The 25,208-nt window shown below is 60.4% G+C and carries 21 protein-coding genes; 1 reads left to right on the top strand and 20 read right to left on the bottom strand.

Annotated elements, in window-relative coordinates:
• Window positions 1-140 precede the first annotated feature (140 nt).
• Window positions 141-992: a GDSL-type esterase/lipase family protein gene (locus tag B5F98_RS05970; RefSeq protein WP_158099800.1), complete on the top strand. Its 852-nt coding sequence runs from the start codon at window positions 141-143 to the stop codon at window positions 990-992.
• A 66-nt stretch (window positions 993-1,058) separates the two neighbouring features.
• Here the strand turns inward: B5F98_RS05970 and gltA are convergent, their stop codons facing one another.
• The 20 genes from gltA to glf form a co-directional block, all read right to left on the bottom strand.
• Complete coding sequence (gene gltA / locus B5F98_RS05965; RefSeq protein ID WP_087370337.1) at window positions 1,059-2,459, bottom strand: NADPH-dependent glutamate synthase; 1,401 nt, start codon at window positions 2,457-2,459, stop codon at window positions 1,059-1,061.
• A 2-nt stretch (window positions 2,460-2,461) separates the two neighbouring features.
• Window positions 2,462-3,304 (bottom strand): sulfide/dihydroorotate dehydrogenase-like FAD/NAD-binding protein, encoded by an 843-nt coding sequence (locus tag B5F98_RS05960; RefSeq protein ID WP_087370335.1) that lies wholly within the window; start codon window positions 3,302-3,304, stop codon window positions 2,462-2,464.
• Window positions 3,305-3,387: 83 nt separating this feature from the next.
• A complete protein-coding gene (locus B5F98_RS05955) occupies window positions 3,388-4,596 on the bottom strand; it encodes an iron-containing alcohol dehydrogenase (RefSeq protein ID WP_087370333.1) in 1,209 nt (402 codons plus the stop codon).
• Between the two features lie 221 nt (window positions 4,597-4,817).
• Window positions 4,818-5,582, bottom strand: a complete 765-nt coding sequence (locus B5F98_RS05950; protein WP_087370331.1) for an ABC transporter ATP-binding protein — start codon at window positions 5,580-5,582, stop codon at window positions 4,818-4,820.
• Window positions 5,579-6,544, bottom strand: coding sequence for a glycosyltransferase family 2 protein (locus tag B5F98_RS05945; RefSeq protein WP_087370330.1), 966 nt, complete (start codon window positions 6,542-6,544; stop codon window positions 5,579-5,581). Before B5F98_RS05945 ends, B5F98_RS05950 begins: the two co-directional genes overlap by 4 nt.
• The gene (locus B5F98_RS05940; protein ID WP_087370328.1) at window positions 6,541-8,223 is read right to left on the bottom strand and encodes a glycosyltransferase family 39 protein; all 1,683 of its coding nucleotides are present in this window, start codon (window positions 8,221-8,223) and stop codon (window positions 6,541-6,543) included. Before B5F98_RS05940 ends, B5F98_RS05945 begins: the two co-directional genes overlap by 4 nt.
• Window positions 8,224-8,254: 31 nt before the next feature.
• Entirely contained in the window at window positions 8,255-9,022 is a 768-nt protein-coding gene (locus B5F98_RS05935) for an ABC transporter permease (protein ID WP_087231965.1), read from the bottom strand.
• A gap of 14 nt (window positions 9,023-9,036) precedes the next feature.
• Window positions 9,037-10,269, bottom strand: a complete 1,233-nt coding sequence (locus B5F98_RS05930) for a nucleotide sugar dehydrogenase (protein WP_087370326.1) — start codon at window positions 10,267-10,269, stop codon at window positions 9,037-9,039.
• 5 nt (window positions 10,270-10,274) lie between these two features.
• Window positions 10,275-13,397, bottom strand: a complete 3,123-nt coding sequence (locus B5F98_RS05925) for a glycosyltransferase (protein ID WP_158099799.1) — start codon at window positions 13,395-13,397, stop codon at window positions 10,275-10,277.
• A 53-nt stretch (window positions 13,398-13,450) separates the two neighbouring features.
• Window positions 13,451-14,350 carry a class I SAM-dependent methyltransferase gene (locus B5F98_RS05920; RefSeq protein ID WP_143482744.1) on the bottom strand — a complete coding sequence of 300 codons (900 nt, stop codon included), beginning with the start codon at window positions 14,348-14,350 and terminating at the stop codon, window positions 13,451-13,453.
• A gap of 8 nt (window positions 14,351-14,358) precedes the next feature.
• Window positions 14,359-15,426: a glycosyltransferase gene (locus B5F98_RS05915; protein ID WP_087370321.1), complete on the bottom strand. Its 1,068-nt coding sequence runs from the start codon at window positions 15,424-15,426 to the stop codon at window positions 14,359-14,361.
• 2 nt (window positions 15,427-15,428) lie between these two features.
• A complete protein-coding gene (locus tag B5F98_RS05910; protein WP_158096762.1) occupies window positions 15,429-16,445 on the bottom strand; it encodes a glycosyltransferase family 2 protein in 1,017 nt (338 codons plus the stop codon).
• 5 nt (window positions 16,446-16,450) lie between these two features.
• Window positions 16,451-17,299, bottom strand: a complete 849-nt coding sequence (locus B5F98_RS05905; RefSeq protein ID WP_158099798.1) for a DUF4422 domain-containing protein — start codon at window positions 17,297-17,299, stop codon at window positions 16,451-16,453.
• Window positions 17,300-17,392: 93 nt separating this feature from the next.
• Window positions 17,393-18,856 carry a flippase gene (locus B5F98_RS05900; RefSeq protein WP_087231947.1) on the bottom strand — a complete coding sequence of 488 codons (1,464 nt, stop codon included), beginning with the start codon at window positions 18,854-18,856 and terminating at the stop codon, window positions 17,393-17,395.
• Window positions 18,857-18,858: 2 nt separating this feature from the next.
• On the bottom strand, window positions 18,859-20,094 hold the full coding sequence (locus B5F98_RS05895) for a hypothetical protein (RefSeq protein ID WP_087231944.1): 1,236 nt from the start codon (window positions 20,092-20,094) through the stop codon (window positions 18,859-18,861).
• Window positions 20,091-21,146 carry a sugar transferase gene (locus tag B5F98_RS05890; RefSeq protein WP_087370319.1) on the bottom strand — a complete coding sequence of 352 codons (1,056 nt, stop codon included), beginning with the start codon at window positions 21,144-21,146 and terminating at the stop codon, window positions 20,091-20,093. The genes B5F98_RS05895 and B5F98_RS05890 overlap by 4 nt, the downstream gene beginning before the upstream one ends.
• Complete coding sequence (locus B5F98_RS05885; RefSeq protein WP_087370317.1) at window positions 21,143-22,249, bottom strand: glycosyltransferase family 1 protein; 1,107 nt, start codon at window positions 22,247-22,249, stop codon at window positions 21,143-21,145. Before B5F98_RS05885 ends, B5F98_RS05890 begins: the two co-directional genes overlap by 4 nt.
• 9 nt (window positions 22,250-22,258) lie before the next feature.
• A complete protein-coding gene (locus B5F98_RS05880) occupies window positions 22,259-23,299 on the bottom strand; it encodes a glycosyltransferase family 2 protein (protein ID WP_087370316.1) in 1,041 nt (346 codons plus the stop codon).
• Between the two features lie 24 nt (window positions 23,300-23,323).
• On the bottom strand, window positions 23,324-24,097 hold the full coding sequence (locus B5F98_RS05875) for a DUF4422 domain-containing protein (RefSeq protein ID WP_087370314.1): 774 nt from the start codon (window positions 24,095-24,097) through the stop codon (window positions 23,324-23,326).
• On the bottom strand, window positions 24,094-25,194 hold the full coding sequence (gene glf / locus B5F98_RS05870; RefSeq protein WP_087370312.1) for a UDP-galactopyranose mutase: 1,101 nt from the start codon (window positions 25,192-25,194) through the stop codon (window positions 24,094-24,096). Before glf ends, B5F98_RS05875 begins: the two co-directional genes overlap by 4 nt.
• Window positions 25,195-25,208: the final 14 nt, after the last annotated feature.

The raw sequence follows: 25,208 nt of genomic DNA, 5'->3' as shown, positions 1-25,208 counted from the left end.
GCCGCTCCACCTACTGTTTAGATTTTAAACATAAATTCGATTTTTGCCCGCTTTTAGGGGGCTTGGGTTTGTGCGCCCTTTTTCGGAATGGTACTTAGACTACAATGTTTCAACCTTTTTCAACCTTGGAGGTACCTTCTATGAGCACTCAACCCCGACGCCACCGGAGACGGCGTCACCGCGCATCTCCCCTCACCATTCTCTTCTTCCTCGTTCTGGGCCTGGCCGCTCTGGCCATTGTGGTGACGGTGGTCACCCACCTCTTCGCCCCTTCTAATGACCAGCCAGAACCCACCCCGACGCCCACAGCCACCGTCTCGCCGGAGCCCACGCCCTCTCTGGCCCCCTCGGCCAGCCCCACCCAGTCCCTGCCCTATGACTTCTCCCAGCCGGTGCCGGAGTCTAGCGCTGTGGAAAAGAGCTATCTGGACGATGCCGTGTTCATCGGCGATTCCCGCACCGAAGGACTGGTGCTGTATACTGGCCTGAGCAACGCCACAAGCTATGCCCAAAAGGGCCTCACGGTGGACACCGTCTTCACCGACCCCATTGTGGACCTAAACGGCCAGATGGTGACGGTGGTGGAGGCCATGAAACACACCCAGTTCTCCAAGGTGTATCTCATGTTTGGCATCAACGAGCTGGGCTGGGCCTATCCCAGTATTTTCATCGACAAGTTTACCCAGCTCATTGAGGAGATCCGGGCCGTCAACCCCGACGCCGTCATCTACGTGCAGGAGATTCTCCCTGTATCTCAGAAGGTGTCCGAGACCCACAGCTATATCTCCAACGAGAAGATTCAGGAGTTCAACCAGCTGATTCTCAACATGACCCAGGAGCAGAAGGTCTATTACCTCCAGGTCTCCCGTGCCCTCATGGAGGACGACAACTTCTGTCTGCCTGAGGGTGCCTCCTCCGACGGCATCCACCTCACCCCCTCCCATTGCAAAAACTGGCTGGACTATCTGCTCTGCCACACCGTGAATCCCTGAGCTCATAAAAACAGCAGCCCCTCTCCCACGTCTGGGAAAAGGGCTGCTGTTTTCTTATGCTGGATATCACTTGTTCTGGATGTACGCATGGATGGCAGCAGCGGCCTGCTTGCCCGCTCCCATGGCCAGAATTACCGTGGCGGCGCCGGTGACGGCATCGCCGCCGGCGTACACGCCCTCTCGGCTGGTGAGGCCGTCGTCCCCGTTGGTGACGATGCAGCCGTGGCGGTTGGTCTCCAGACCGGGGGTGGTGGACCGGATGAGGGGGTTGGGGCTGGTGCCGATGGACATGATCATGGTGTCCACCTCCAGCTCAAAGCGGCTGTCCGGCTTCTCCACGGGACGGCGGCGACCGGAGGCGTCGGGCTCGCCCAGCTCCATCTCGATGCACGCCATGCCACGGACACGGCCATCCTCGTCGCCCAGCACTTCCACGGGATTGGTGAGGGTCTTGAAGATGATGCCCTCCTCCTGGGCGTGCTCCACCTCTTCCTTTCGGGCGGGGAGCTCCTCCATGCCCCGGCGGTAGACGATGTACACCTCTTCGGCACCCAGGCGCTTGGCGCAGCGGGCGGCATCCATGGCCACGTTGCCGCCGCCCACCACGGCCACCTTGTGGCTGTGCATGATGGGGGTCTTGCTGCCGGGCTGATAGGCCTTCATGAGGTTGATGCGGGTGAGGTACTCGTTGGCGGAGTACACCCCCTTGAGGCTCTCGCCGGGGATGCCCATAAACCGGGGCAGGCCAGCGCCGCTGGCGATGTACACCGCCTCGAAGCCGTACTCGCCCATGAGCTCGTCAATGGTGAGCACCTTGCCGATGACCATGTTGGTCTCGATGTCCACGCCCAGGGCCTTGAGGCCGTCAATCTCCTGCTGCACAATGGCCTTGGGCAGACGGAACTCGGGGATGCCGTATACCAGCACGCCGCCGGCCAGGTGAAGGGCCTCATAGATGGTCACGGCATAGCCCAGCTTGGCCAGGTCACCCGCGGCGGTGAGGCCGGAGGGGCCAGCGCCGATGATGGCCACCTTGTAGCCGTTGGGCTGGGGCTTGACGGGGGTGTCGGTGACATGCTCCCGGTGCCAGTCGGCCACAAACCGCTCCAAGCGGCCAATGCCCACGCTCTCGCCCTTGATGCCCCGGACGCACTTGCCCTCACACTGGTTTTCCTGGGGGCAGACACGCCCACACACGGCGGGCAGGGCGCTGGAGGCGGAGAGCACCTGATAGGCCCCCTCAAAGTCCTCCTCGGCCACCTTGCCAATGAAGGCGGGGATGTCGATGCCCACAGGGCACCCGGTCTGGCAGGGCTTATTCTTACAGTTCAGGCAGCGCTTGGCCTCGCTGACCGCCATCTCGGCGGTGTAGCCCAGAGCGACCTCGTCAAAGTTGTGGTTTCTCACCTGGGGCTCCTGGCTGGGCATGGGGCACTTGCAGGGGTCCATGTTGATCTGGTGTGCCATGCTCACTGCACCTCCTTGTTGAGCAGATTACAAGAGGCCTCCCGGGCGTGGGTCTCAAACTCCCGGTAGGTGGAGCCCCGGTGCATGGCCTCGTCAAAGTCCACCTGGTGGCCGTCAAAGTCGGGGCCGTCCACACAGGCGAACTTGGTCACGCCGCCCACGGTGAGGCGGCAGCCGCCGCACATGCCGGTGCCGTCGATCATGATGGGGTTCATGGACACGGTGGTCTTGATGCCGTATTTCTCGGTGAGCTTGCAGACAAACTTCATCATGATGAGGGGTCCAATGGCGATGACCTCATCGTACTGGTTGCCCGCCTGAATGAGGGCTTCCAGAGCGTTGGTCACCAGGCCCTTCTCGCCCCAGGTGCCGTCGTCGCTCATCTTGGCCATGTGGTCAGACACCGCCTCAAACTCCTGCTCCAAAATCACCAGGTCCTTGGAGCGGAAGCCCACGATGGAGTGCACCTCGGCCCCCAGCTCGTGGAGGCGCTTGGCGGTGGGATAGGCAATGGCGCAGCCCACGCCGCCGCCCACCACGGCCACCTTCTTCAGGCCCTCCAGCTCACTGGCCCGGCCCAAAGGTCCCACAAAGTCGTGGACGGACTGGCCCGCCTCCAGCTGGTTGAGCTCCATGGTGGTGCCGCCGACGATCTGAAAAATGATGGTGATGGTACCGGCCTGGCGGTCAAAGTCGGCAATGGTCAGAGGAATCCGCTCGGAGTCCTCGAAGGGGCGTACAATGATAAACTGACCCGGCTGTGCCTTCTTGGCCACCAGAGGGGCCTCGATGACCATCTTGGTGACGGTGGGGTTCAGCGGGGTTTTTTCCGCAATTCGAAACATAACAATCTCCTTCCATGAGGGTATCGCGCAAAAGAAAATAGGGGGAGAGCCATTCCCCTCCCCCTATTTTACACGCTAAAGGATTAAAAGTCAACGTCCAGGTCGTAATAGCAAGCCCGGAGCAGCTTCTCCATGTCCGCCTGGTCGGGCTGGCGGGGGTTGGAGCCGGTGCAGGCGTCGCCCAGGGCGTTCTTGGCGATCTCCGGCAGCTTGGCCAGGAACTCCTCCTCGCCCACGAAGCCCTGCTCGGCAATGGTGCCGCCCTCGCCGTAGTGGGCGATGCACTGGGGAATGTTCAGCTCATCGTTCATGTGGCGCAGCTCGGCCACCAGAGCGGCCACCAGGGACTGGGTGTCGCTGCCCTCCAGGCCCATGAAGCGGGCGATGTAGGCGTAGCGCTGGGCGGCCTCGGGGTTCTTGGCGTTGTACTGGATGACCTTGGGCAGGTACATGGCGTTGGCCGCGCCGTGGATGATGTGGCCGCCCTCAAACACGGCTCCGGTCTTGTGGGCCATGGAGTGGACGATACCCAGCAAGGCGTTGGAGAAGGCCATGCCGGCCAAGCACTGGGCGTTGTGCATCCGGTCCCGGGCATCCATGTCACCCTCATAGGACTTCTTCAAGTCGTTGTGCACCATCTGGATGGCGTGGAGGGCCAGGGGGTCGGTGTAGTCGCAGTGGACGGTGGACACGTAGGCCTCAATGGCGTGGGTCATGGCGTCCATACCGGTGTGAGCGGTGAGCTTGGGGGGCATCTTCTCGGCCAGCTCGGGGTCCACAATGGCCACATCGGGGGTGATGTTGAAGTCGGCCAGGGGGTACTTGATGCCCTTGTCGTAGTCGGTGATGACGGAGAAGGCGGTCACCTCAGTGGCAGTGCCGGAGGTGGAGGGAATGGCACAGAAATGGGCCTTCTGCCGCAGCGTGGGGAAGTTGAAGGGGACGATGAGGTCGTCGAAGGTGACATCGGGGTACTCATAGAAGGCCCACATGGCCTTGGCTGCATCGATGGGGCTGCCGCCGCCGATGGCCACAATCCAGTCGGGCTGGAACTGGCGCATCTCCTCAGCGCCTCGCATTACGGTGGTGACGCTGGGATCGGGCTCCACGCCCTCAAAAATATGTACCTCCATGCCCGCTTCCTTCAGGGCATTCTCCACCCGGGCCAGGAAGCCAAATCGCTTCATGCTGCCACCGCCGGTGACGACGAATGCACGGGTGCCCTTCAGGTTCTTCAGCTCCTCCAGAGAGCCTTTTCCATGGTACAGATCACGGGGAAGAGTAAAACGCATACTGATTACCTCCATATGTGTGGTGTGGTCTGTCCCCACTCCGGGACAGACAGCCTATGGTGTACGAGCCTTACAGGGAGTCAGCACGGTCAACGCCCTTTGTGGGATTATACCACCTTTTCGTCCCGTTGAGTAGTGCCTTTTTTGCACTGTGACCGATGTTTTTTCAGCAAGGAAAACACCCTGCCCCCAGGGGCAGAGTGTTTCATATGAATCGGTATTTAGTCAGCGGGGACCTCGATCTTCCGCTTGCCGTCCAGCATCTCCTGATAGCGGTCGCAGATGCCCTGGACGTCGTCTCCAAACTCCACCTGGTGGCCCTTGTGCAGCCACAAAATCTTGGTGCACATCTCCCGGACCTGCTCCAGGGAGTGAGAGACCAGAATGGAGGTGGCGCCGCCGTAGATGATCTCCTTCATCTTGGCCTCGCTCTTGCGGCGGAATGCGCCGTCGCCCACGGACAGCACCTCGTCCAGGATGAGGATATCCGGCTGGACCAGGCAGGCGATGGAGAAGGCCAGACGGGACTTCATGCCTGAGGACAGCTGCTTAAAGGGGCGGTCCTCAAACTCCTTCAGGTCGGCAAACTCGATGATCTGGTCGTACATCTCGTTCATGAACTTGCGGGTATAGCCCAGCATGGCCCCACGGAGGTAGGTGTTTTCCCGCACCGTCAGGTCCCCGTCAAAGCCGCTGGCCAGCTCCAGCAGAGCGGCAATGGTGCCCTCCCGGTGTACGTACCCCTCGGTGGGCTCCATGATGCCGGAGATGGCCTTCAAGAGGGTGGATTTACCCGCACCGTTGGTGCCGATGATGCCCAGCATGTCCCCCTTCTCCAGAGAGAAGGTGACGTGCTTGTCCGCCCAGAACTTCTTCACCTCGTACTTGCCCCGCAGGCGGCGGGTGACGTACTCCTTGATGCCGATGTCTTTAAAATCTCCCGTCATATACCGGATGGAGACGTTATTCACTTCCAAAATACTCATGATTGTACCCCTTTATCCTTTTTAGTGCCATCGCTGCTCTCTTGCAGGATGTAGATGGGACGATGCTTGGTTTCCAGATAGGTCTTGGCCAGATACTGACCGATGACGCCGATGGACAGCAGCTGGATGCCCCCTAAAAAGAGCATCACGCACATCATGCTGGGCCAGCCCTCCACCGGGTCGCCAAAGAGGATGGTGCGCACCAGGATAAAGCACAGGGCCAGGGCGGCGCACAGGCAGGTGATGATGCCGAACACCGAGGCCATGGCCAGAGGGGCGGTGGAAAAAGCCACGATGCCCTCGATGGAGTAGAGAAACAGCTTCCAGAAGGACCACTTGGTCTCCCCTGCCACCCGCTGCACATTCTCATAGGGCAGCCACTTGGTGCGGAAGCCCACCCAGCCGAAAATGCCCTTGGAGAAGCGGTTATATTCCTTCATGGACAGGATGGCATCCACCATGGCCCGCTTCATCAGCCGGTAGTCTCGGGCGCCGTCCACAATGTCCGCATCGGAAATGCGGTTGATGAGCTTGTAGAAGGTGCGGGCAAAAAAGCTGCGGATGGGGGGCTCTCCCGCCCGGTCCACCCGGCGGGTGGCCACCGAGTCGTAGGGCTCGTCCCGGAGAATCTCATACATCTGGGGCAGCAGCGCCGGGGGGTCCTGCATATCTGCGTCCATGATGGCCACATAGTCCCCCTTGGCGTGTTCCAGGCCCGCATAGATGGCCGCCTCCTTGCCGAAGTTTCGGGAGAAGGAGAGGTAGCGGACATTCTGGTACTGCCCGGCGTAAGTGCGCATGAGGGACAATGTGCCGTCCTTGGAGCCGTCGTTGACCAGCAGCACCTCCAGGTCCACCTGGTACTGCGTCTCCAAGGTCTTGGCCACCTGTTGAATTTCCGGAATAAAGTAAGGCAGGGCCTGCTCCTCGTTGTAGCAGGGCACCACCACGGTAATCATCATGACGCAGCCTCCTCCAGGGTGCAGAAGTAGACGTTGCACCCGATTCTGGTCAAGAGCTCAAACTGGTCCAGGTCCAGCTGGGCCTCCACCTGTTCCTGGATCTCCTCCTGGGACATCTTGCCGAAGTCCCGGATAAACAGCAGGAACCCGCCCTCCAGGTCCTTGGACTCCACGGCATCCCTGAGAGCGGCAAAATCCTTCCCCCCGCAGCGGTAGATCTGGGAATGCTCCGGGAACTCCATGGCCTGGGCGTCGGCAAATTCCGGGGTTCCCTGGACGCTGAGGATAATGACGGGATACTCCTCGTACCCTGCCAGCTCCTGGGCTCTCTGGTTGGTCTCCAGGAAGAGGTAGTTTACCGTCTGGGTTCGATAGGACATCGCGGTAATCCCCAGGGCCACCACAGCCAGGGCGATGGTGCACCGCTGGGGGTTGCGCACCAGCAGCATCAGGGTGCGATAGCCCAGGTAGACCATGCACAGGACGATGAGCGGGTAGATGCAGAAGAAGTAGCGGTCGGTCTTATAGGGTGCTACCTTTCCCACCAGTCCCCAGTAGCCCACGGCCACCACGCCCAGCAGGGTCACGGCCACATCCACATGGGAGATGTGCAGGCGCAGCTTGCGGTCCAGGTGCACATCCATCTCCACGGCCATGCCCACCTCTTCCCCCTTGGGGAACAGACGGGGGTGCAGCACGTGCTTGACCAGGAAGTACACCACCACCACGGCCACCACCAGCAGAATGCACTCCTTGAGCCAGCCGTTGAAGAGCTGGCGGCTGATGGTACTGGCCACCTTTTTCAGGCCATCCAACGTGCCCTCCTTGGTGGCCATGCTGCCAAAGGCCTCTTTGCCCCGGTAGCCGCCAAAGATGTGGAACAGCATCTTGGGGAAGAGGACCACAGCGGCACACAGGGCCCCGCCCTCCAGCACCGTGTACACCCCCAGCAGCTTCCACCGCCGGGTGGCACACAGGTAGAGGAAGAAAATTCCGCACAGGAAGAAGCAGAGCACCAGGAAGTAGTACTGGGTCAGGATGCCCAGCAGAGTGACCACAAAGAGCAGTGCAGCGGTTCTCTTCCTCAGCTTACCCCGCCGCACATCCTCCAGGGCTTTCAGGTGCACCAGCACCAGAGCCGTGGCAATGCAGGTCAGCAGAGCGTACATGCGGATGAACACCGCCGTGGTCATACCTCCCACGCTCCAAGCCCACATGGCTGCCGCCAGCAGGGCCAGCGCCCGATTGGGGAAGAGCCGGGCCGCCACCAGGTAGAGCAGCACGGTGGTCAGCAGGCAGAAGAACATGTTGGGCAGAATGCCAATCCACTTACTCACTTCCCCGTGGAACAGGGCGGAGACGGTGTGGATGACAAAGTAGTAGACCGGCGGGTGCACGTCGTTTTCCTGGTTGTGGTAGGGGATGGAGTAGTCCAAATCCCCCAGTCCGTCCACGGACATGGAGTCCTGGAAGAAGGAGCCGTCCACCCAGGTGTCCAAAAAGCCCTCGGTCTCCGAGAAGAAGGTCCCGGGATAGTTGGACAGCTCATAGGTATAGACCTCGTCCACGTGGTACCCGGCCTTTTTCTGGCCAAAGTACCCCATCATGACGGTCTGTACCGCCAACACCAGCACCAACGCCAGCAGAATCAGATATCGTTTTTGATTTTGGGTTTTCATGCGTTATCTCCTTACCCTCCGCTCCCCTTTATCACACGTAATACAGGAACTGGGTGTTGTATTTCTTGTAGATCAGGGCTCCCACAGCCAGAGCCAGCACCACATACAGCAGCATCAGGCCATGGTGCCATGGGGTGGGGATGGTGCCGTAGATGACGATCTTACGGAAGTAGGAGATGAAGGTGTACACCGGGTTGAGGTAGAACATCTTCTGCATCAGAGGGGAGTAGATGTCCACGGTATAGAAGATGGCGGACATATACATCAAAAGCTGGGTGAAGATGGTCCACAGGTACTGCACGTCCCGGAAAAAAACAAACAGGGCGGACAGCACCATGCCCACGCCGATGTTGAACAACACCAGGCACAGCACAGGGTAAAGGAGCAGAATGAACTTCCAGGTAAAGGTGATCTGGTCCAACAGACAGAACACAAAGAACACCGCCAAGGTCAGGGCAAAGTTGATGAGGGTCTGCACGTTTTTGGACAGCAGAAACAGGTACTTGGGCACGTTGACCTTGGTAAAGATGTTGGCGTTGCCCATCAGCGAAGTCATACCCTGGCTGGTGGACTCGTTAAAGCAGGAGAAGATCAGGTTACCGCAGAACAGATAGGTGGTGTAGTGCTCCATCCCCCGTCCAAAGAACTGGGTAAACACCAGGCGCATCACCAGCAGGGTCATCAGGGGCGAGAGCACGCTCCAGGCCATGCCCAACACAGTGCGCTTGTACTTCTTCTTAAAATCTCGCTTCACCAGCTCCTCAAAGAGGAACTGGTGGCGTTTCAACTTCTCTATCATAGCAACTCCCCTAATTAATCTCGGAAGTAGAGGTCCCGGGTATACACCTTATCCATCACAGGCTCCAGGTCCTTGGTGTAGCGGTTGGCCACGATGACGTCGCTCTGGTCCACAAACTCCTGCCAGTCACGGATGACCCGGCTGCCGAAGAAGGTGTCCTCCTTCAGGGTGGGCTCGTAGATGATGACCTCCGCCCCCTTGGCCTTCATGCGCTTCATGACGCCCTGAATGCTGGACTGGCGGAAGTTGTCCGAGTTGGCCTTCATGGTCAGGCGATACACCCCCACCACGCAGGGCTTGCCGGGGGTGCCGTCTCTCCCCTCGCCGTGGGGTCCGTAGTAGCCCGCCTTCTCCAGAATCCGCTCGGCAATGAAGTCCTTGCGGGTATGGTTGGCGTCCACAATGGCGGAGATGATGTTGTTGGGCACCTGGTCATAGTTGGCCCGCAGCTGCTTGGTGTCCTTGGGCAGGCAGTAGCCGCCGTAGCCGAAGGAGGGGTTGTTGTAGTAGTTGCCGATGCGGGGGTCGTAGCCGATGCCCTCGATGATCTGGCGGGTGTTCAGACCACGCACCTCGGCGTAGGTGTCCAGCTCATTGAAGAAGGACACCCGCAGGGCCAGATAGGTGTTGGCAAACAGCTTCACCGCCTCGGCCTCGGTGGGGTTGGTGATGAGGATGGGAATGTCCTTCTTCTCCGCTCCCTCTGCCAGGAGGTTGGCGAAGGTCTCCGCCGCCGCCTTGAGCCGGGGGTCGTCCAGGGGCGCTCCCACAATGATGCGGGAGGGGTACAGGTTGTCGTAGAGCGCCTTGCCCTCCCGGAGAAACTCGGGGGAGAAAATCAGATTCTCACACCCCAGCTTCTCCCGCAGGCCCAGGGTAAAGCCCACAGGTACGGTGGATTTCACCACGATGATGGCCTCGGGGTTGACCTGCATCACCAGGCGCACCACGGACTCCACCGAAGAGGTGTCGAAGTAGTTCTTCACCGGGTCGTAGTTGGTGGGGGTGGAGACAATGACGTAGTCCGCCCCTGCATAGGCCGCCGCCCCGTCGGTGGTGGCGGTGAGGTCCAGGTCTTTGTTCTTCAGGTAGTCCTCAATCTCCGCATCCACCAGCGGAGATTTTCTGGCGTTGATGGCGTCCACCTTGTCCTGCACCAGGTCCACCGCAGTGACGTGGTGGTGCTGGGCCAACAAAATGGCATTGGCCAGTCCTACATAGCCGGTTCCGGCAATGGCAATGTTCATCTGTTTCATCTCCCAAACAAGTGTGCGAATTTTTCTTTCACCCGGTTGATGGTGTACTCCTTCCCGTTCTCCTGGTAGCAGCGGATGCCGCCCCGGATTTTCCGGGGGATGAAGGTGAAGAAGCTGCCGATGCGGTAGGTCCAGGAGGCTCGGATGAGGTTGGCCTCGTCGGCGGCAAAGCCGCCTCCGCCGCCCGCTCCCGCCATAAGGGCATTGAGCATCATGTCCTCGGCGGGGGTCAGCTTACCCCGACAGGCGCCCTTGTCCTCCACCAGAGCGTAGTCGTTCCAGGTCTGGCGGGACAGGCTTCTGATCTCGGTGGACACATGCCGCTGCAGCTCCTGGTCGTACTCCCGGCTCTGGATAAACTCATACATGCCCGTCATACAGGTGAGGTAGCCGTAGATGTGCATGAAGGTCTTCTTCATAGTCACCGTGGAGCCCTCCCGCACCCGACGGATGAGCAGCTGGTCGGTGACGTGGGCCACCCGCTGGGCCTGTACCAAGGACTGAATGCTAAACAGGTTGTCCTCGTGGACAATGCCCTCCACAAATGTCAAGTGCTTGTCCAGCAGATAGGACTTGCGGTACATGCCCAGACAGGGGGAGGCCCGGTACTTCCGGTCGTCCTTCATGCGGCAGAACAGGTCCCGGCCCGTCATCACATCGGGCAACTCGGCCAGGTACTCATAGGCCGTCTTGTAGTAGGGGTGGGCCTTCTCCAGCTCGGGGGTGTCGTAGATGGACTTGCCGTCGTAGTACAGCACGTCCAGCTCCCGCTCCACCGCCTGGGGATAGAGGGTGGCCACAGTGTTCTCCTCCAGCATATCATCCCCATCCAGGAAGATGATAAACGCACCCTTGGCCTGCTGGATGCCCACATTTCGGGCGGCGGACTGGCCCTTGTTGATCTGGTGGAGCAGGGTCACCCGGCCGTCCCGCTGGGCGATGTCCCGGACGATGTCCAGGGTGGCGTCCACCGAGCCGTCGTTGACGCACACCACTTCCACCTGCTTATCGGTCTGGCCCAGCACGCTGTCCACGGTCTGGGCGATGTACTCCTCCACATTGTACATGGGGATGATCACCGACACCTTGGGGGCCTCCACCCGGCTTTCCACCACCACCTGGGCGGGGAACACCTGGGACAGGTTGGGGCGGGTGGAATAGGTCTTACAGGTGAGCTTGAACTGCTGGATGGGGTTGGTGACCACCCGGCTCAGGTTCTCCCAGGCCTCGGGGGTAAACTCCCGGTTGTCCAGCTGGCCCTGGCGGTGGGCCTCCTGGAACTCCCGGTGCATCAGCTCCATAAAGGACCACTGGTTCTCCGCCGTCAGGCGCTCGTAGTTCCAGCGGTACTTCTCATACTTCAAAGACAGGTAGAAGGCATACAGCTCCTTCTTGTACTGGGGATTTTTATCCAGGAACTGCTCGTAGTAGTGCATCTCATCGCTGACACAGAACACCTTGCCCTTGGAGTGCACCGAGGAGCCGTCGTTGTCCTTCCGGTAGTGGTGCAAGTGGTCCTCCAGCAGATAGCAGCGCTGGGCCACGGTGCACACCATGAAGTGGAAGGAGGTGTCCTGGAAGGAGGCCCCCGGGGTCTCATGGAAGCGGATGCCGTGGCTGGTGATCATGTCCTTGCGGTAGATGCCACTCCAAATGGCGGGGGTGGTGGTAAAGATGGCGTGGTCGTCGGTGCGGGGACAGAACACCTTGCCGTACTGGCAGCGGGACAGGTTCTCAAAGGGGAGGGACTGTCTGCCCTGCCCGGTGGTGAACCAGTGGTAGTTGCACTTGACCATGTCCGCCTTCTGGGCCTTGGCGGCCTGGTACATGGTCTCAAACATGGTGGGCTCAATCCAGTCGTCGGTCTCCACAATGCCGATGTACTCGCCCCGAGCTGCATCCAGTCCCAGGTTCATCTGGTAGCCGTAGCTCTTCTTGTCGCTGCGCACTACCTGAATGCGGTGGTCCAGCTGGGCGGCGTACTCCAGCAGCTCCAGGGTGCCGTCGGTGGACCCGGCGTCCACACAGATGACCTCAATGTCCTCCAGGGTCTGCTTGCTGACACTGGCAATACACTCCCGGATAAAGCGGCCCACATTGAGGGAGGGCATAATCACCGACACCTTGGGCTGTTTCACCGGGGCCGCCACCTGCCGGGCCACCTCGCCCTGCTGGCTCAGATCCTTGAGCTCATCGTAGTGGGCAGGCATGTAGAAATAGCTGCGGTCCTTGGAGAACATATGGAACTCCTGGTCCATCTCGCTCTGAATCCAGCGAATAACCCTCTCCTTGGCCTCCACCGTCTTCATATTATAGAGGTTGGTTCGGGTGCCGCTGAGCATCACATTCAAAAAGCTCTTCTCAAACTTGTGGTACAGTCCCACCTGCTCCAGGCGGCGCTTGGTCTCTACAAAGGCCTGGGTAAACGCCATGGGGTCCCGGTGGTTGCTCTGCTGGAGGCTGCTGCCCGTCTCCACCCGGTAGTAGGCCAGATACTCGTCCAGCACCGAGATGCGCCCGGCCTGGGCCAGGGCCTGACAGACAAAGGCCATGTCGTTGGTGCGGGTGATCTCCTGGTAGGTGATGTGGTGCTGTTCCACGAAGGAGCGGCGGAACAGCTTGTTCCACGGCCAGTTCTGGAAGTTGTTGAAGAGGTAGTCCTTCACCTCGCGGGGGGGGAACACCGACTTCTGGGGGCAACGGTCCAGGCGCAGGCTCCAGGGCATGTCCGAGATGATACCGGTGCGCATGTTGTGCTGCTTGGCCCCGAACACCAGCACGTCAGATCCGTCCTGGTCCATACGGGCGGCACACTTCTCCAGCATGGTGGGGTCAAAGTGGTCGTCCGAGTCCAGGAAGGACAGGTACTCGCCCCTGGCCTGCTGGATGCCCTTGTTGCGGGCCGCTCCGGCGTTGGTGTTGGGCTGGGTGAGCACCTTCACCCGGGCATCCCGCTTCTCATACTCCCGGAGAATGTCCAGGGAGCGGTCGGTGGAGCCGTCGTCCACGCAGATGACCTCAATGTTGTTCAGAGTTTGTCCCAATATACTGTCCAGGCAGGGGCCCAGGTACTTCTCCACGTTGTATACCGGGATAATCACCGAAACCTTAGGTTCCATTTCTTTTTTCTCCATTCCTTTTCTTCATCACATGATGTGTCAGGGGCAAGCCCTCACATACTGCTCAAAAATCCCACAGACTGTGAGCAGAGCAAAACGGTATCTTTTTTCCCGTTGTATCCGCCACGCTGATAGGCAATGTCATGTTCCTGCAAGCATTTCTCCATAGCTGCCACGGTATGCCGCTCTCCCGGTCGCTCTGCGTCATCCACCATAACGACAAAGTCCCGACTCAAACATCCGGGCATCATACGCAATACGTCGATCCTGGCGTACTCCTTCATATCTCCACCCAACGGTGCGTCGATGGAGATAAAGTCAAACTGCTTTCCCGCCAAGGCCTGCTGAAAGCCCTGGAACACGCGCACCTGTTGTGCCTCTTGATAGGGCACCATTTCCCGCTCCAGCTGTACAATCTGCGTGGAGGCGGGCAGGGAGAATGCCTGGCTGAAAAATTGAATCCACGCCGGGTCATGCTCCACCACAAGATGCTCTACGCCCTCATGGGCCGCAGCATACTGGGCAATCATTCGGGTGGACTGGCCCAACCCCAGCTCTAAAATACGCTTGGGCTGGAATTCGTTGAGCACTCGATACATGGCATACAGATAGGGATATCCCACCGCCCATCTGCCCGGCGAAAATGTGGCATCGGTCAGCCACTTGCTTTCTCGAATCGTATCGTGGAAGACGTTGGCCCAAGTCCCTTCTGCCGCATTCCGGGAGGCATCCGCCGATTGTCTGCGCACATGCTCCAGTTTTGCAGCTTGGTTCTCCTGCACAACTTTGGTCAGGACATTCACCATCTTCTGGGTATCCTCCAGCTGTCGGGTCAGCGATTCCACCCCATGGCGCAACTGTTGGATCAGCTGAGCATTGCCCTCCTGAGCGGCCAAAATCCGCTCCACCTCCCGGTTGAAGGCGGAGACAGGCGGGGGCAGTACCTTCTTCAAGGAATTTTTCACCGTACCCATGTCTGTTCTCCTTTCGAGCGCAGCTTCTCCCAGGTGTAGGTCCACCCGTGGTCCCGCCAGCAGCTCACCGCCCGCACCAGGGGGTTGGGGCGCTTGGGGGCGGGCTGGCCATAGCGCAGGGAGAAATAAGAGCCGCTATAGGAGAAGGAGCGGAGGAATTTCACCCCCACCTCTTCCTCATCCAACTGCTTCAAAAACTCCGCCACCTGTCGGTCCAGGTCCTCCACGTCCGGGGCCTGGGGGCGCAGCCGCTCATACCAGCCGAACATGCCGTTGAGCTCGTTGCGCATGACGGCGCGGCGCAGCTTGTCCGGCAAATCCTTCACCATCTCCCGGACAATCTGGTAGGACTCCAGCTGACAGTGGAAATGGGCCGCCTTACGCCCCACCAGAGAGGTGCTCTGCTCCACCCGGTAGCAGGCCACCGGGGTGTGGGTCACCATGAGCCGGGGTGCGTGGATGAGGCAGGCAATCCAGAAGGAATGGTCGTTGATGCACCGGAGGCTATTGAAGTGGATGTGGTTTTGCTCCAAAAAGGCCCGGCGGTACAGGCCATTCCAGGGCACGTCGGGCACTTGCAGCAGCCGCAGAGGCAGGTCGGTGAAGCGCATCACCCGCTTGGCCTGACCCTTGCCGATGCAGCTCAAGGTGGAGTACAGGGTGGTATAGGGCTCTCCTCCCGGCTCCACATAGGAAAAGCCCGCCTTGATGACGTCCAGGTCATGCTCCTTGGCCTGGGCATACAGCCCCTCCAGGGCCCCGGGCAGGAACTTGTCGTCGGAGTCCAAAAAGGCCACGTACTCCCCCCGGGCCACCTCCAGGCCGTGGTTGCGGGCCACGCCGGCAAAGGAGTTTTTCTGGGTGAGCACCACCACCCGGGGATCACGGGCGGCGTACTCGCGGAGCACCTCCAGGCTGCGGTCGGTGGAGCCGTCGTCCACACAGATGACCTCCAGGTGGGGGATGTTCTGGCTCAGAACGCCGTCCAGGCAGGCGTTTAAGTGGGCCTCGGTGTTGTACACCGGGATAATGACGGAAATTTGCATCTTCTCCATGCTCACTGCCCCCCATGTTTGGCTTTTTTATACACCTTCACCACGGCAGCAAACACAGGATAAGGGGCATACCGGGCCAGCAGATACTTGGCGTAACAGCTCTTGCTCTCGTAGTAGCTGGCGGGATGCTCCTCAAAGTGCAGCTGGGGCAACCACTGGCGCCGCAGCGTGTGTAGGTATTGTCTCTGAATGTCCCGCTGGGACATGTTGCTGATGTGCCAGACCAAAAACTCCATGGCCCAGTTGAGGAAACTGCGGCGGTAGGTGTCCATGAGCTGGTGCTGCTCCAGATACTCCTTGACGATCTGGAAGGCCTCATAGGGGGCCTCGGGCTGGCCGCAGCGGCTGTTGGACACCGAGGCCATGCGGTTAATCCGGTGATGAATGAGCACCTGGTCCACCACGGCAATGCGTGTTGCCGCCAACAGCGTGGGATAGACAAAGGCCAGATCCTCCGAGTTTTTCAGGGCCGGGTAGCGAATGCCCGAAGAAGTGAGCAGCTCCCGGCGGTAGAACTTGTCCCATGGCATGCCATAGGTGAACTGGAACAGGTGGTCAGCCATCTCCTGGGGGGCAAAGGCCAGCTTGCCGGGGAGATACTGCTTTTTCATCATCCACTCGGAGGGCAGCTCCCGCCCGGAGTTGGTGTCAAACTCCACCGCCCGGCAAATGGCCACGTCCGCCCCTTCCCGCTGGGCGGTGTCCACCATCTGTTCCAAAAAGTCCGGCTCGAACCAGTCGTCCGAGTCCAGGAAAATCACATACTCCCCCGTTGCCGCCTCCAGTCCAGTGTTCCGGGCAGCGCCGGGTCCGGCGTTTTTCTGGCGGATGACCTGCACCCGGGGGTCTTTCTGGGCGTACTCGGCCAGGATGGCGGGGCTTTCATCGGTGGAGCCGTCGTCCACACAGATCACCTGGAGATGGGGATAGCTCTGGCCCAGCACGCTGTCCAGGCACTCCCGCAAGTGCTGCTGGATGTTGTACACCGGGATAATCACAGAAATGTCACATGCTGCCAAGCGCTTCACCCTCTTCCCTTCTTCACCCAAGCCCTCCGGCGGCTCCCCGGTGGGAGCAGGGCGTTGAGCAGCTTCCGCTGAACCCGCTTCTTGTTGTCCGGCTCAAACTGCACCCGGGGCAGCTCGTACACTTGGGTCCCAGTGGTGCGGCGCAGATGGGTGACATACACCCCCAACAGCCGCTCGGCCAGATACCCGTCCACCCGCAGCTCCTGGGTGGAGTAGCCGGTGGTGTCTGCCCGGCGGTCAAATTCCTCCAGAATGGAGAAAAGCCACCCGCAATACTGGTCAAACAGGGGCTTTTGCATGATAAAGATATTGCCAAAATAACAGTTGGTGCCGGAGAGATATTCCTCCATGGCGGGCACATAGTCCGGGTATTTCTCCCTCACAATGTCCTCCACCAGAGCCAAGTCCTCACGGTGGTGATAAGGGGCCCGGGCGTAGTGGTCCCGCACCGAGATGTGCATGTCCTCTCCCATGGGCACCACGCAGGCCTTGCCCTCCAGCCACTGCTCCAGCCGGTCGAAGCCTAGGGTCTCCAGGCCCTCCGCCGTCAACTCTCCCGCCAGACGGTAGGGACGGCGGGCGTGCTCGTCCAGATACAGGTAGCGGCGGTAGTGGAAAAATCCGTAGTAGTCCGCCTCCACGTTCTTCCACGCCCAGTAGTGGGCGGTGAGCTCACAGTAGGAGCGGTTCTTCTGGGAGATGTTCTCTCCCGCATCGTCGTGGGCAAAACCAGGGAAATGGTCTTGGGCCAGCGCCGCCCCCACCTGCACGGGGTGGAGGAGGGGGTGCGCCGGGACGCGCTGCCCCGCCTGGTGACAGCACACAAATAATTTGATTTGAGACAAGGGGTTCCCTCCCAAAAAAGAGAAGCTGGCGGGATGCGCCAGCTTCCTTTTGTCCTCGCTGGTGTTTATCCAACGAATTATACCAGATTCCATTTACTTTTTCAACACTTTTCCCACGGTCTTTTCCCACACCTGGGACCAGATCTCCCGCACCATAGGCTCTCCCAACAGCAGCAGGAGTACCCCATAGGAGGCGAAAAACAGCACCGCCGAAGCCACCAGTACCACGAGGGGGTGGAGGGAACTGCCCAACAGCCACCCCGTCGAGGCCGCCGCAGCGCTCAGGGCCATCCATACCCTGAGATAGGGCAGCTTCGCCAGAGCGGGGAGAATTTCCCGGCCCAGGGCGACGATCTGCACCACCAGCACCGCCAGCTCGGCCAGCACCGTGCCGATGGCCGCTCCGGCCGCCCCCATCTGGGGAATGAGCAGGGAGTTGGCCACCACATTCACCACAGCCCCCACAAGCTCGGAGAACAGCACCTGTTTCTCCCGCCCGGTGGGCACCAGAATTTGAATGCCCATAATGTTAGTCAGGCCGATGAACACCAGAGTGGGCATGATCAGCTGCATGGGCAAAATGGAGGCCTCAAAGGCCTTGCCCGACAGCAGGTAGATGGAGGGCCGGGCAAAGAGGATGAAGTAGAGGCACAGAGGCATGGCCAGCAGGAAGACAAACCGCAGGGCCTTCTGAGTGGCCTGGGCAAAGGCCTCCTTCTCCCCCCGCTCCACGTAGTAGGACACTCGGGGCAGCAGCACCGTGCCCAGGGAGGCCACCACGCTGACCAGGATGTTCTTGATCTTCACCGCGGCATCATAGTAGCCGTTCTCCGTGGTGCCACGGAGGAAGCCCAGCATCACATTGTCCATGTTGGTGTACACCGTGGTGGCGATGGACATAGCGAAGAACACGAAGATGGGCCGCAGGTGGCGGCGGAAGTTGTAGTGCCCCATGGGGCGCACATCCACCAGCCACTTGAGGTTGATGAGGTTTAAGAGGTTGGACCCCACGGAGGCAAAAATGGTGATGCCGCCGTAGATCACATAGTCCCCCTCCTCATGGATAAGGAGGAACATCCCCACCAGGGCGATGAACTTAAAGAGCACCGACCTTAGGGTGATATAGCGGTACTGCTCCAGGCCCTTGTACAGCCACTCCGCCCCGATGGAGTTGAACAGAATCATGGAGCTCATCACCAGGTAGAGCCCCTTCTCCTCCCGGAGCTGAGGGATGGCCTGGAGGGAGATAAAGAACAGCACATAGGACACCACGCAGGTCACCAGGTTGATAAGCAAGATCTCCTGGGTGACTCTGGACAACTCTTCCCGGTTGTCCCGCACCTTGGCGCAGGCCCGGATGCCGTAGGTGGGAATGCCCAGCTGGGCAAACATGGAGAAGTAGGTCACCACCGAGTTGGCAAAGGACACCGTGCCAATTCCCTGAGGCCCCAAAATCCCGGTCACATAGGGGTAGGTGATAATGGGGAAGATCATGGCAGACATGGTGAGGATGCTGTTCATGACGAAATTGAATTTTACCGACTGAATCTTGGCCATGGTCACTTCCTGCCTTCCAGCCACTTGGGACAGGTGTACAGGATGGGCGCGGCGGCAAAGAGCACCAGGTTCAGGTGCACTTCCAGCAGCCGAGGCTCAATAAAGCAGCATCCCAACACCATGAGATAGAGGAAGCAGTGGTTCCAATTGCCCTGTTTGTACAGCCGACGGGCCAGAAGCACCAGCCCCACCAGGACCAGGGCAGAGAAGATCACGCCGTAGTTGAACAGGGTCAGGGAATAGGAGCAGTCCACAAAGTTGTACCGCTCTCCAATGGTCGCCCAATCCACATCTCCGCCGTAGCCCACCCACTGGATGGAGTTGCCCAACAGGTGGATGCCGTAGTTGGCAGCCGCCTGGGCAGTGAGCCGGATACGGTCCGAGAGCAGACTGTTGAGCATCGCTGCCGGTTGGGCGGGATAGAGCCAGCACAGTCCCGCCAACAAAACGCACAGGAGCACGGCACAGTATTCATAGCCAAACCGCACCACCCGGCACAACACCCGGCACCAGCGCTGCTCACTCAGACGGCGGGCCAAGCCATCCCAACGGGACCGCTGGCCCAGCACCATCTCCACCAGAATCACCACACAGGAGAGCAAAAAGCCGTTGCGGGCGTCGGTGAGGTAGTAAAGGCCCACGGTGACCGCCAACAGCGCCACTCCGGAGCCCACTGAGATGCCCTTTCTGCACCGCCACATGGCCCACACCAGGATGAAAAAAAAGTAGGTCATCACCACGGTGGGATAGGTAAAGCCCAGGGAGTGGCGCACGGTGGCGTCCTCCCGCACGTACGTCAGGTCGGGGAGGGTCCCATCCAGGGTGAGAAAGAAGACAAACGCCAGCACCAGTACCTGCACAGGCAGGGCGATCCCAAAGATGTCGTCCACTTCCACCCCTTTGGAGGCCAGCAGCAGCACCAGCACAAACAGGGGCAAGGTATCCTTGGAGGTCACCACCGCCAGCAGCACAATCCCTGCCAGCAGGATATATTTCAAGGCACAGCCCACCGCCCCCCGGGTCAGGGACCACGGCCCCTCCTTTTTCAGGCCCAGCAGCGCCCAATCCCACAGGATTTTCAACCCGGCCAGCCCAAAGGAGAGGTAGCGGGCCAGGGTCAATATCTTGCCCACCATACCCACCTCGGTGGCCATGGTAAATTGCAGGGTGGTGGCCACCAAATAGAGGAGAAAAGCGCACCAGAAAAGGCATTGGCGCAGTCCATCGTGGCGTTTCATTCTGTCACCTCGTCCTTGGATGATTCATAGGCCCGGAGCACCCGGCCCAGCATGGCGCCCCGGCGCAGCCGGGCGCCCATCTCCCGGGCTCCCTGGCACAGGGTCTGGTACTCCTCCCGGCTCATGTGCTGCAGCCGGCGGGGCAGCTCTTCCAGGCTGCCCACCGCAATACCCAAATGGTGCTCCACCACGTAGTCGGCCAGGGCGGACTGGTCCCACACCATCACCGGGATGCCACAGGCCAGATAGAGGGATGCCTTGTGGGGGTTGTTGTACTTCAAATAGGTGCCGTACACTCCATCACAGCAGTCCAGTCGATCGCCGTCCCACACCAGGCCGAAGCCGCCCCGCAGAGTCTGGGGCAGCTGCTCGGGGGGGAACTGGCCGCAGTACTTCACCCCCACCTGGGGCACCCCCTCCTGATAGTTGGGGCCGTAGAGGCGGAAGCGGACCTTGGAGTCCAGCTGGCCCAGACGGTAGACATACCCCGCCTTGTCCGGACGGAGATTTCCCGCCACCACCACCTCCCAGGGGTCCTGGGTGTTGCAGGCGGTGGGCTCCTCCTCCAATAGGTAATCAAAGAGGTCCAGGGTGCGGATGGCCTTGTCCCCATATCCCCGCTCGCATAAGTATTCCGTCATCTCCTGGTTGTGGGCGATGAGCAGGTCAGCAAGCTCCAAGAACTGCCGCTCTCCGTTGCCCTCCACGCCCCGCAGGCTGTCCAGGTCGTGGATGAGGAAAATGAGCTGCACGCCCTTTTCCTTCATTCCCCGCAAAAAGGGGATGGCCAGACGGCTGACCTTGGGGTACATATCCAGGGGGTACTGCACCAGCAGGGTGTCCCCGGGGGACAACTGCTTGGCCACTCCCCGCCAGTCCATCCAGGTCACCGCCGCCATTTTCAGCTTATCCGGGGTGCCCTTGCCCTGGCTGCGGTGGATGGGCAGGGCCGTCCACCCCTGGGCGGTGAGAATCTCTCCCACATCGTTGCGGGCCTTGGAGCCTGCGTGGAACTCGTGGGAGTCCCGCTCCACAATGCAGAATTGCTTCATAGTGCCTCCTCTGTCAGCAGCGCTTGCAGACGCTGCACCTGGCTGTTGATGTCATAGGGGGAGTGGGCAAACTGGGTCTGGTCCACCCGCCCCGCCTTGAGGGCTTTGTTCACCACACACTCCGCCCACTGCTTGGGGCTATCCTGGAGGGAGAGGCGGTACAGGTTGGGGTTGACCTGAATCTCCGGTACAATGGCGTCGGACACCACACAGGGCAGGCCGTTGGCCTGGGCCTCCAGCAGGGCCATGGGCAGCCCCTCAAATTGGGAGGGGAAGACAAACACGTCCATGGCCTGGTAGAGCTGGGCGGTGTCGGACCGCACCCCCAGAAATTCCACTTGGCCCTCCAGCCCCAGAGAGCGGGCCTTCTCACGCATGGGCTCCAGGTCCTCCCCCTGGCCCACCAGCAGCGCCTTCACCGGCTGGCCCATGCGGGCCAGTTCCGAGACCACGTCCAGGAGAAAGCTCTGGTTTTTTTGAAAGTGGAACCGCCCCACGTGTCCCACCACCAGGGCGTCCTCGCACCCCAGCTGGCGGCGGTACGCCTGCCGCACCTGGGGGTCGGGGGTAAACTTTGCGGGGTCAATGGCGTTGGTGATGAGCTGATAGTGGGGGAGCTTCCCCGCCTCAGCCCCGTAAAACCAGGGGCAGGCCCCGTCGGAGCAGGACCAGAAGTCGGTGGCCACTCCACGAACCACCCGCCGATTGTACCGATGCAGAAGCCCCCGCAGAAAGCTGTCCCCGTTGGCTGCGTTGTGGCAGTGGATGATGCGCTTGGGGATACCATACTTCTTGGCCGCTTTTAAATAGTCGATGTTGGCCAGGCTGCACACGTTGACCCAGATGGCGCAGTACTCCCGGGCGTGCTGGGCCATAAAGGCGTCCAGGGCCTGGTGGAAGGCACGCCGTCCGTCCCGCCGGGCGGGAATCTTGTAGACTCTGCCGCCCAGGGCCAAAATCTCCTCCTCATAGGCCACGGTGTCCGAGTTGCACAGGAAATCCAGCTGCACCCGGCTGCGGTCCATGGCCCGGTAATAGTTCATGATGACGCTCTCCACCCCGCCGGGGTTTTCCGTCATTCCAAATACCAATACGTTTTTCATGCTTCTTCCTTACTGTCCTGCAAATTTCCGAAATTGCCAGTGCCGCACCTTGGCGATGAGATACACCCCGTAATAAAAGCGGAGTTTCACGCACAGCAGGGTCACCTTCCGGGTGGTGGAGAAGTCTCCCAGGTGTACGTGCTCCAGGGACTGGGCAAACAGCGGGGTGTGCACCAGGTCCCGGAATGCCTTCCGCTGGGCCCGTCCTCCCAGCCCGTTGTCCGAGTGGAAGGAGTCGTTGACGGCAATGAGCAGCAGGTGGTAGAGCACACAGCTGTGGTAGGCCCCCCGGCAGTACTCCCGGTCCCCCATCTGGTCCAGGTCCGCCCGAATGGCCTCCATGGAGCGGATGTACCGCTGGGCGTAGTCGGAGCGGTAACGGCGCACTGCGGAACCGGCATTGAACCAGTAGTGGTACATGGGCAGGGGCAGGTAGGCAATGCACTGGGCGGCGCAAGCAGCCCGGAACATGAATTCCGCGTCCTCTGCCGCCGACAGCTCCTCCCGGAAGAAAATCTCTCTCTCCATGAGCAGCGCCCGGCGCAGCAGCTTGGCGGTGACAAACCCCGCTCCCGTCTGGGGCTTGAGTACGTCGCACTCAAAGCGGCGCTTGTCCTCCCCCGCAAAGAGCATGGCCTGACTCTGATAGCCGCGGGGCTGGGAGCTGGCGCCGTACTCCATGACGTGCTCGGTCATGATGATATCCGCGCCCCTGGCCTCTCCCTCCTGGACCTGTCGGGCCAGCATCTCCGGGTCAATCCAGTCGTCGGCATCCACAAAGGAGATCCACTCCCCCTGGGCGTGGCGGATGCCCGCATTCCGGGCCGCCGACACACCCCCGTGGGGCAGTTCCAGCACCCGCAGGGCCATGCGCTGGGCGTAGGGGGCCACGGTGTCCCGGTATCCATCCGCCGGCTCGTCAAAGGCCAGCAGCACCTCCACCCCCTCCAGGGTCTGGGCCTCCAAGCTGTCCAGGCACCGGCGCAGCAGCTCCAGGGGCGTCTGGTACACAGGTACCACCACACTGACGGTTATCTTTTCCTCTTCCATTCCAATTTCACCTATTCCAACGTCTCAAAAGCTGGAGCCGTACTTCTTGCCGGAGAACTTGGCCTTCAAAAAGGAGGTCCCCTTCTTCCACCAGTTCACCGGCTCGGTGGACACCAGGGGCAGCTCCTGGTAGGCGTACCCGTTGGTCTCCAGCCACACATCCAGCAGCAACTCGCTGACCCGGCCAAAGAGGCGGGCCTGGAAGGGGTCCAGGCTCCGGTAGTCCACCCGGCCCTCCAGCTGCTCCAAAATGGGGAAGAGCCAGGCGCAGTAGGCGTCGCACTTCTCCCCCTTCATCACAAACATGTTGAACATGTGTCCCCAGGTCCGGCGCATCACCCGGTCAAAGGCGGGCAGGTACTGGGGGCACTGGGCCTCGATGATCTCCCGGGTCAAATCCAAGTGCTCCCCATAGTGGGTATGGGCGTAGTGGGAGTAGAGGCTCTCAATATAATAGCGGCGCTTGCGGGGCAGGAGCACGTCCTGGCCCTTCAAAAGGGCCTCCAGCTCCCCCTGGGTGAGGATGCGTTCCCAGGGGTCACGGCTCTTGCGGCTCCCCCCGAAGTGGCGGCGATAATGCACCAACCCCTTATAGTCGGAATCCACGTTGCGCCAAAGCCAGTAAAGGCCTGTTAGTTCACAGTAAAATGGGTTTTTCTGGGAGATATTCTCCCCCGTATCGTCCCCCGAAAAGCCGATATCCTCCTTCCCCGCCCTGCCCACATGGAGGGGCAGGTAGCAGGGGTCGGAGGGCATACGGTAGGGTTTATGGGTCGCTACGACAATGGTGCACGTCATCCCTGAATCCGCTCCCACAGGTTCATGGCGGACTCGATGACCTTGTCCATGTCGTAGTACTTGTACTCGCCCAGTCGGCCACCGAAGATGACGTTGGGTTCCTGGGCGGCCTTCTGGGCATACTGCTGATAGAGGGCCTGGTTGCGCTGGTCGTTGACGGGGTAGTAGGGCTCCATGCCCTCCTGCCAGTCGGTGGAGTACTCCTTGGAGATGACGGTCTTGGGCTGGGTGCCGAACTCAAAGTGCTTGTGCTCGATGACCCGGGTGTAGGGGGTCTCCCGGTCGGTGTAGTTGACCACGGCCACGCCCTGATAGTTGTCGGTGTCCAGCACCTCGGTCTCAAAGCGGACGGTGCGGTACTCCAGCTTGCCGAAGCAGTAATCATAGTAGGCGTCGATGGCGCCGGTGTAGATGATGGTGTCGCCCAGGGCCTCGTACTTTTCCCGGTTTGCCAGGAAGTCCACCCCCAGCTCCACGTCGGCCCCCTCAAAGAGCTTGTCCACCAGCACGTTGTAGCCCCCCATGGGGATGCCCTGGTAGGCGTCGTTGAAGTAGTTGTTGTCGTAGGTGAAGCGCACGGGCAGACGCTTGATGATGAAGCTGGGCAGGTCCTTGCAGTCCCGGCCCCACTGCTTCTCGGTGTAGCCCTTCACCAGCTTCTGATAGATGTCGGTGCCCACCAGGCTGATGGCCTGCTCCTCCAGGTTGCGGGGCTCGCCCTGGATGACAGCGCGCTGCTGGTCGATCTTGGCCTTGGCCTCCTGGGGAGTGCGCACGCCCCACATCTTGCTGAAGGTGTTCATGTTAAAGGGCATGTTGTAGATCTCGCCCTTATAGTTGGCGATGGGGGAGTTGGTGTAGCGGTTGAACTCCACCAGGTCGTTGACAAACTTCCACACCTTCTTGTTGCTGGTGTGGAAGATGTGGGCACCGTACTTGTGGACGTGGATGCCCTCCACATCCTCACAGTACACGTTGCCGCCCATGTGGTCCCGGCGCTCCACCACCAGGCACTTCTTGCCCTGCTGACGGGCCAGGTAGTTGATGACGCCGGAGAACAGACCGGCGCCCACCAGGATGTAATCATACTGTTTCATTTTCATTCACTCCT

Origin of the sequence: Pseudoflavonifractor sp. An44 (assembly GCF_002161675.1) — a bacterium.
In the GTDB taxonomy this organism is placed as follows: Bacteria; Bacillota; Clostridia; order Oscillospirales; family Oscillospiraceae; genus Enterenecus; species Enterenecus faecium.
The sequence above is the reverse complement of the archived record's forward strand: the minus strand, read 5'-3'. Positions and strand labels throughout refer to the sequence as shown.

Bases quoted from the DNA above. Each gene is read 5' to 3' on its own strand.
- B5F98_RS05945 (WP_087370330.1), bottom strand. From the start codon at position 6,544: ATGATGATTACCGTGGTGGTGCCCTGCTACAACGAGGAGCAGGCCCTG.
- B5F98_RS05935 (WP_087231965.1), bottom strand. From the start codon at position 9,022: ATGATAGAGAAGTTGAAACGCCACCAGTTCCTCTTTGAGGAGCTGGTG.
- B5F98_RS05970 (WP_158099800.1), top strand. From the start codon at position 141: ATGAGCACTCAACCCCGACGCCACCGGAGACGGCGTCACCGCGCATCT.
- B5F98_RS05940 (WP_087370328.1), bottom strand. From the start codon at position 8,223: ATGAAAACCCAAAATCAAAAACGATATCTGATTCTGCTGGCGTTGGTG.
- B5F98_RS05875 (WP_087370314.1), bottom strand. From the start codon at position 24,097: ATGACGTGCACCATTGTCGTAGCGACCCATAAACCCTACCGTATGCCC.
- B5F98_RS05915 (WP_087370321.1), bottom strand. From the start codon at position 15,426: ATGGAGAAGATGCAAATTTCCGTCATTATCCCGGTGTACAACACCGAG.
- B5F98_RS05950 (WP_087370331.1), bottom strand. From the start codon at position 5,582: ATGAGTATTTTGGAAGTGAATAACGTCTCCATCCGGTATATGACGGGA.
- glf (WP_087370312.1), bottom strand. From the start codon at position 25,194: ATGAAACAGTATGATTACATCCTGGTGGGCGCCGGTCTGTTCTCCGGC.
- B5F98_RS05955 (WP_087370333.1), bottom strand. From the start codon at position 4,596: ATGCGTTTTACTCTTCCCCGTGATCTGTACCATGGAAAAGGCTCTCTG.
- B5F98_RS05930 (WP_087370326.1), bottom strand. From the start codon at position 10,269: ATGAACATTGCCATTGCCGGAACCGGCTATGTAGGACTGGCCAATGCC.
- B5F98_RS05925 (WP_158099799.1), bottom strand. From the start codon at position 13,397: ATGGAACCTAAGGTTTCGGTGATTATCCCGGTATACAACGTGGAGAAG.
- B5F98_RS05895 (WP_087231944.1), bottom strand. From the start codon at position 20,094: ATGAAACGCCACGATGGACTGCGCCAATGCCTTTTCTGGTGCGCTTTT.
- gltA (WP_087370337.1), bottom strand. From the start codon at position 2,459: ATGGCACACCAGATCAACATGGACCCCTGCAAGTGCCCCATGCCCAGC.
- B5F98_RS05890 (WP_087370319.1), bottom strand. From the start codon at position 21,146: ATGAAGCAATTCTGCATTGTGGAGCGGGACTCCCACGAGTTCCACGCA.
- B5F98_RS05900 (WP_087231947.1), bottom strand. From the start codon at position 18,856: ATGGCCAAGATTCAGTCGGTAAAATTCAATTTCGTCATGAACAGCATC.
- B5F98_RS05880 (WP_087370316.1), bottom strand. From the start codon at position 23,299: ATGGAAGAGGAAAAGATAACCGTCAGTGTGGTGGTACCTGTGTACCAG.
- B5F98_RS05885 (WP_087370317.1), bottom strand. From the start codon at position 22,249: ATGAAAAACGTATTGGTATTTGGAATGACGGAAAACCCCGGCGGGGTG.
- B5F98_RS05960 (WP_087370335.1), bottom strand. From the start codon at position 3,304: ATGTTTCGAATTGCGGAAAAAACCCCGCTGAACCCCACCGTCACCAAG.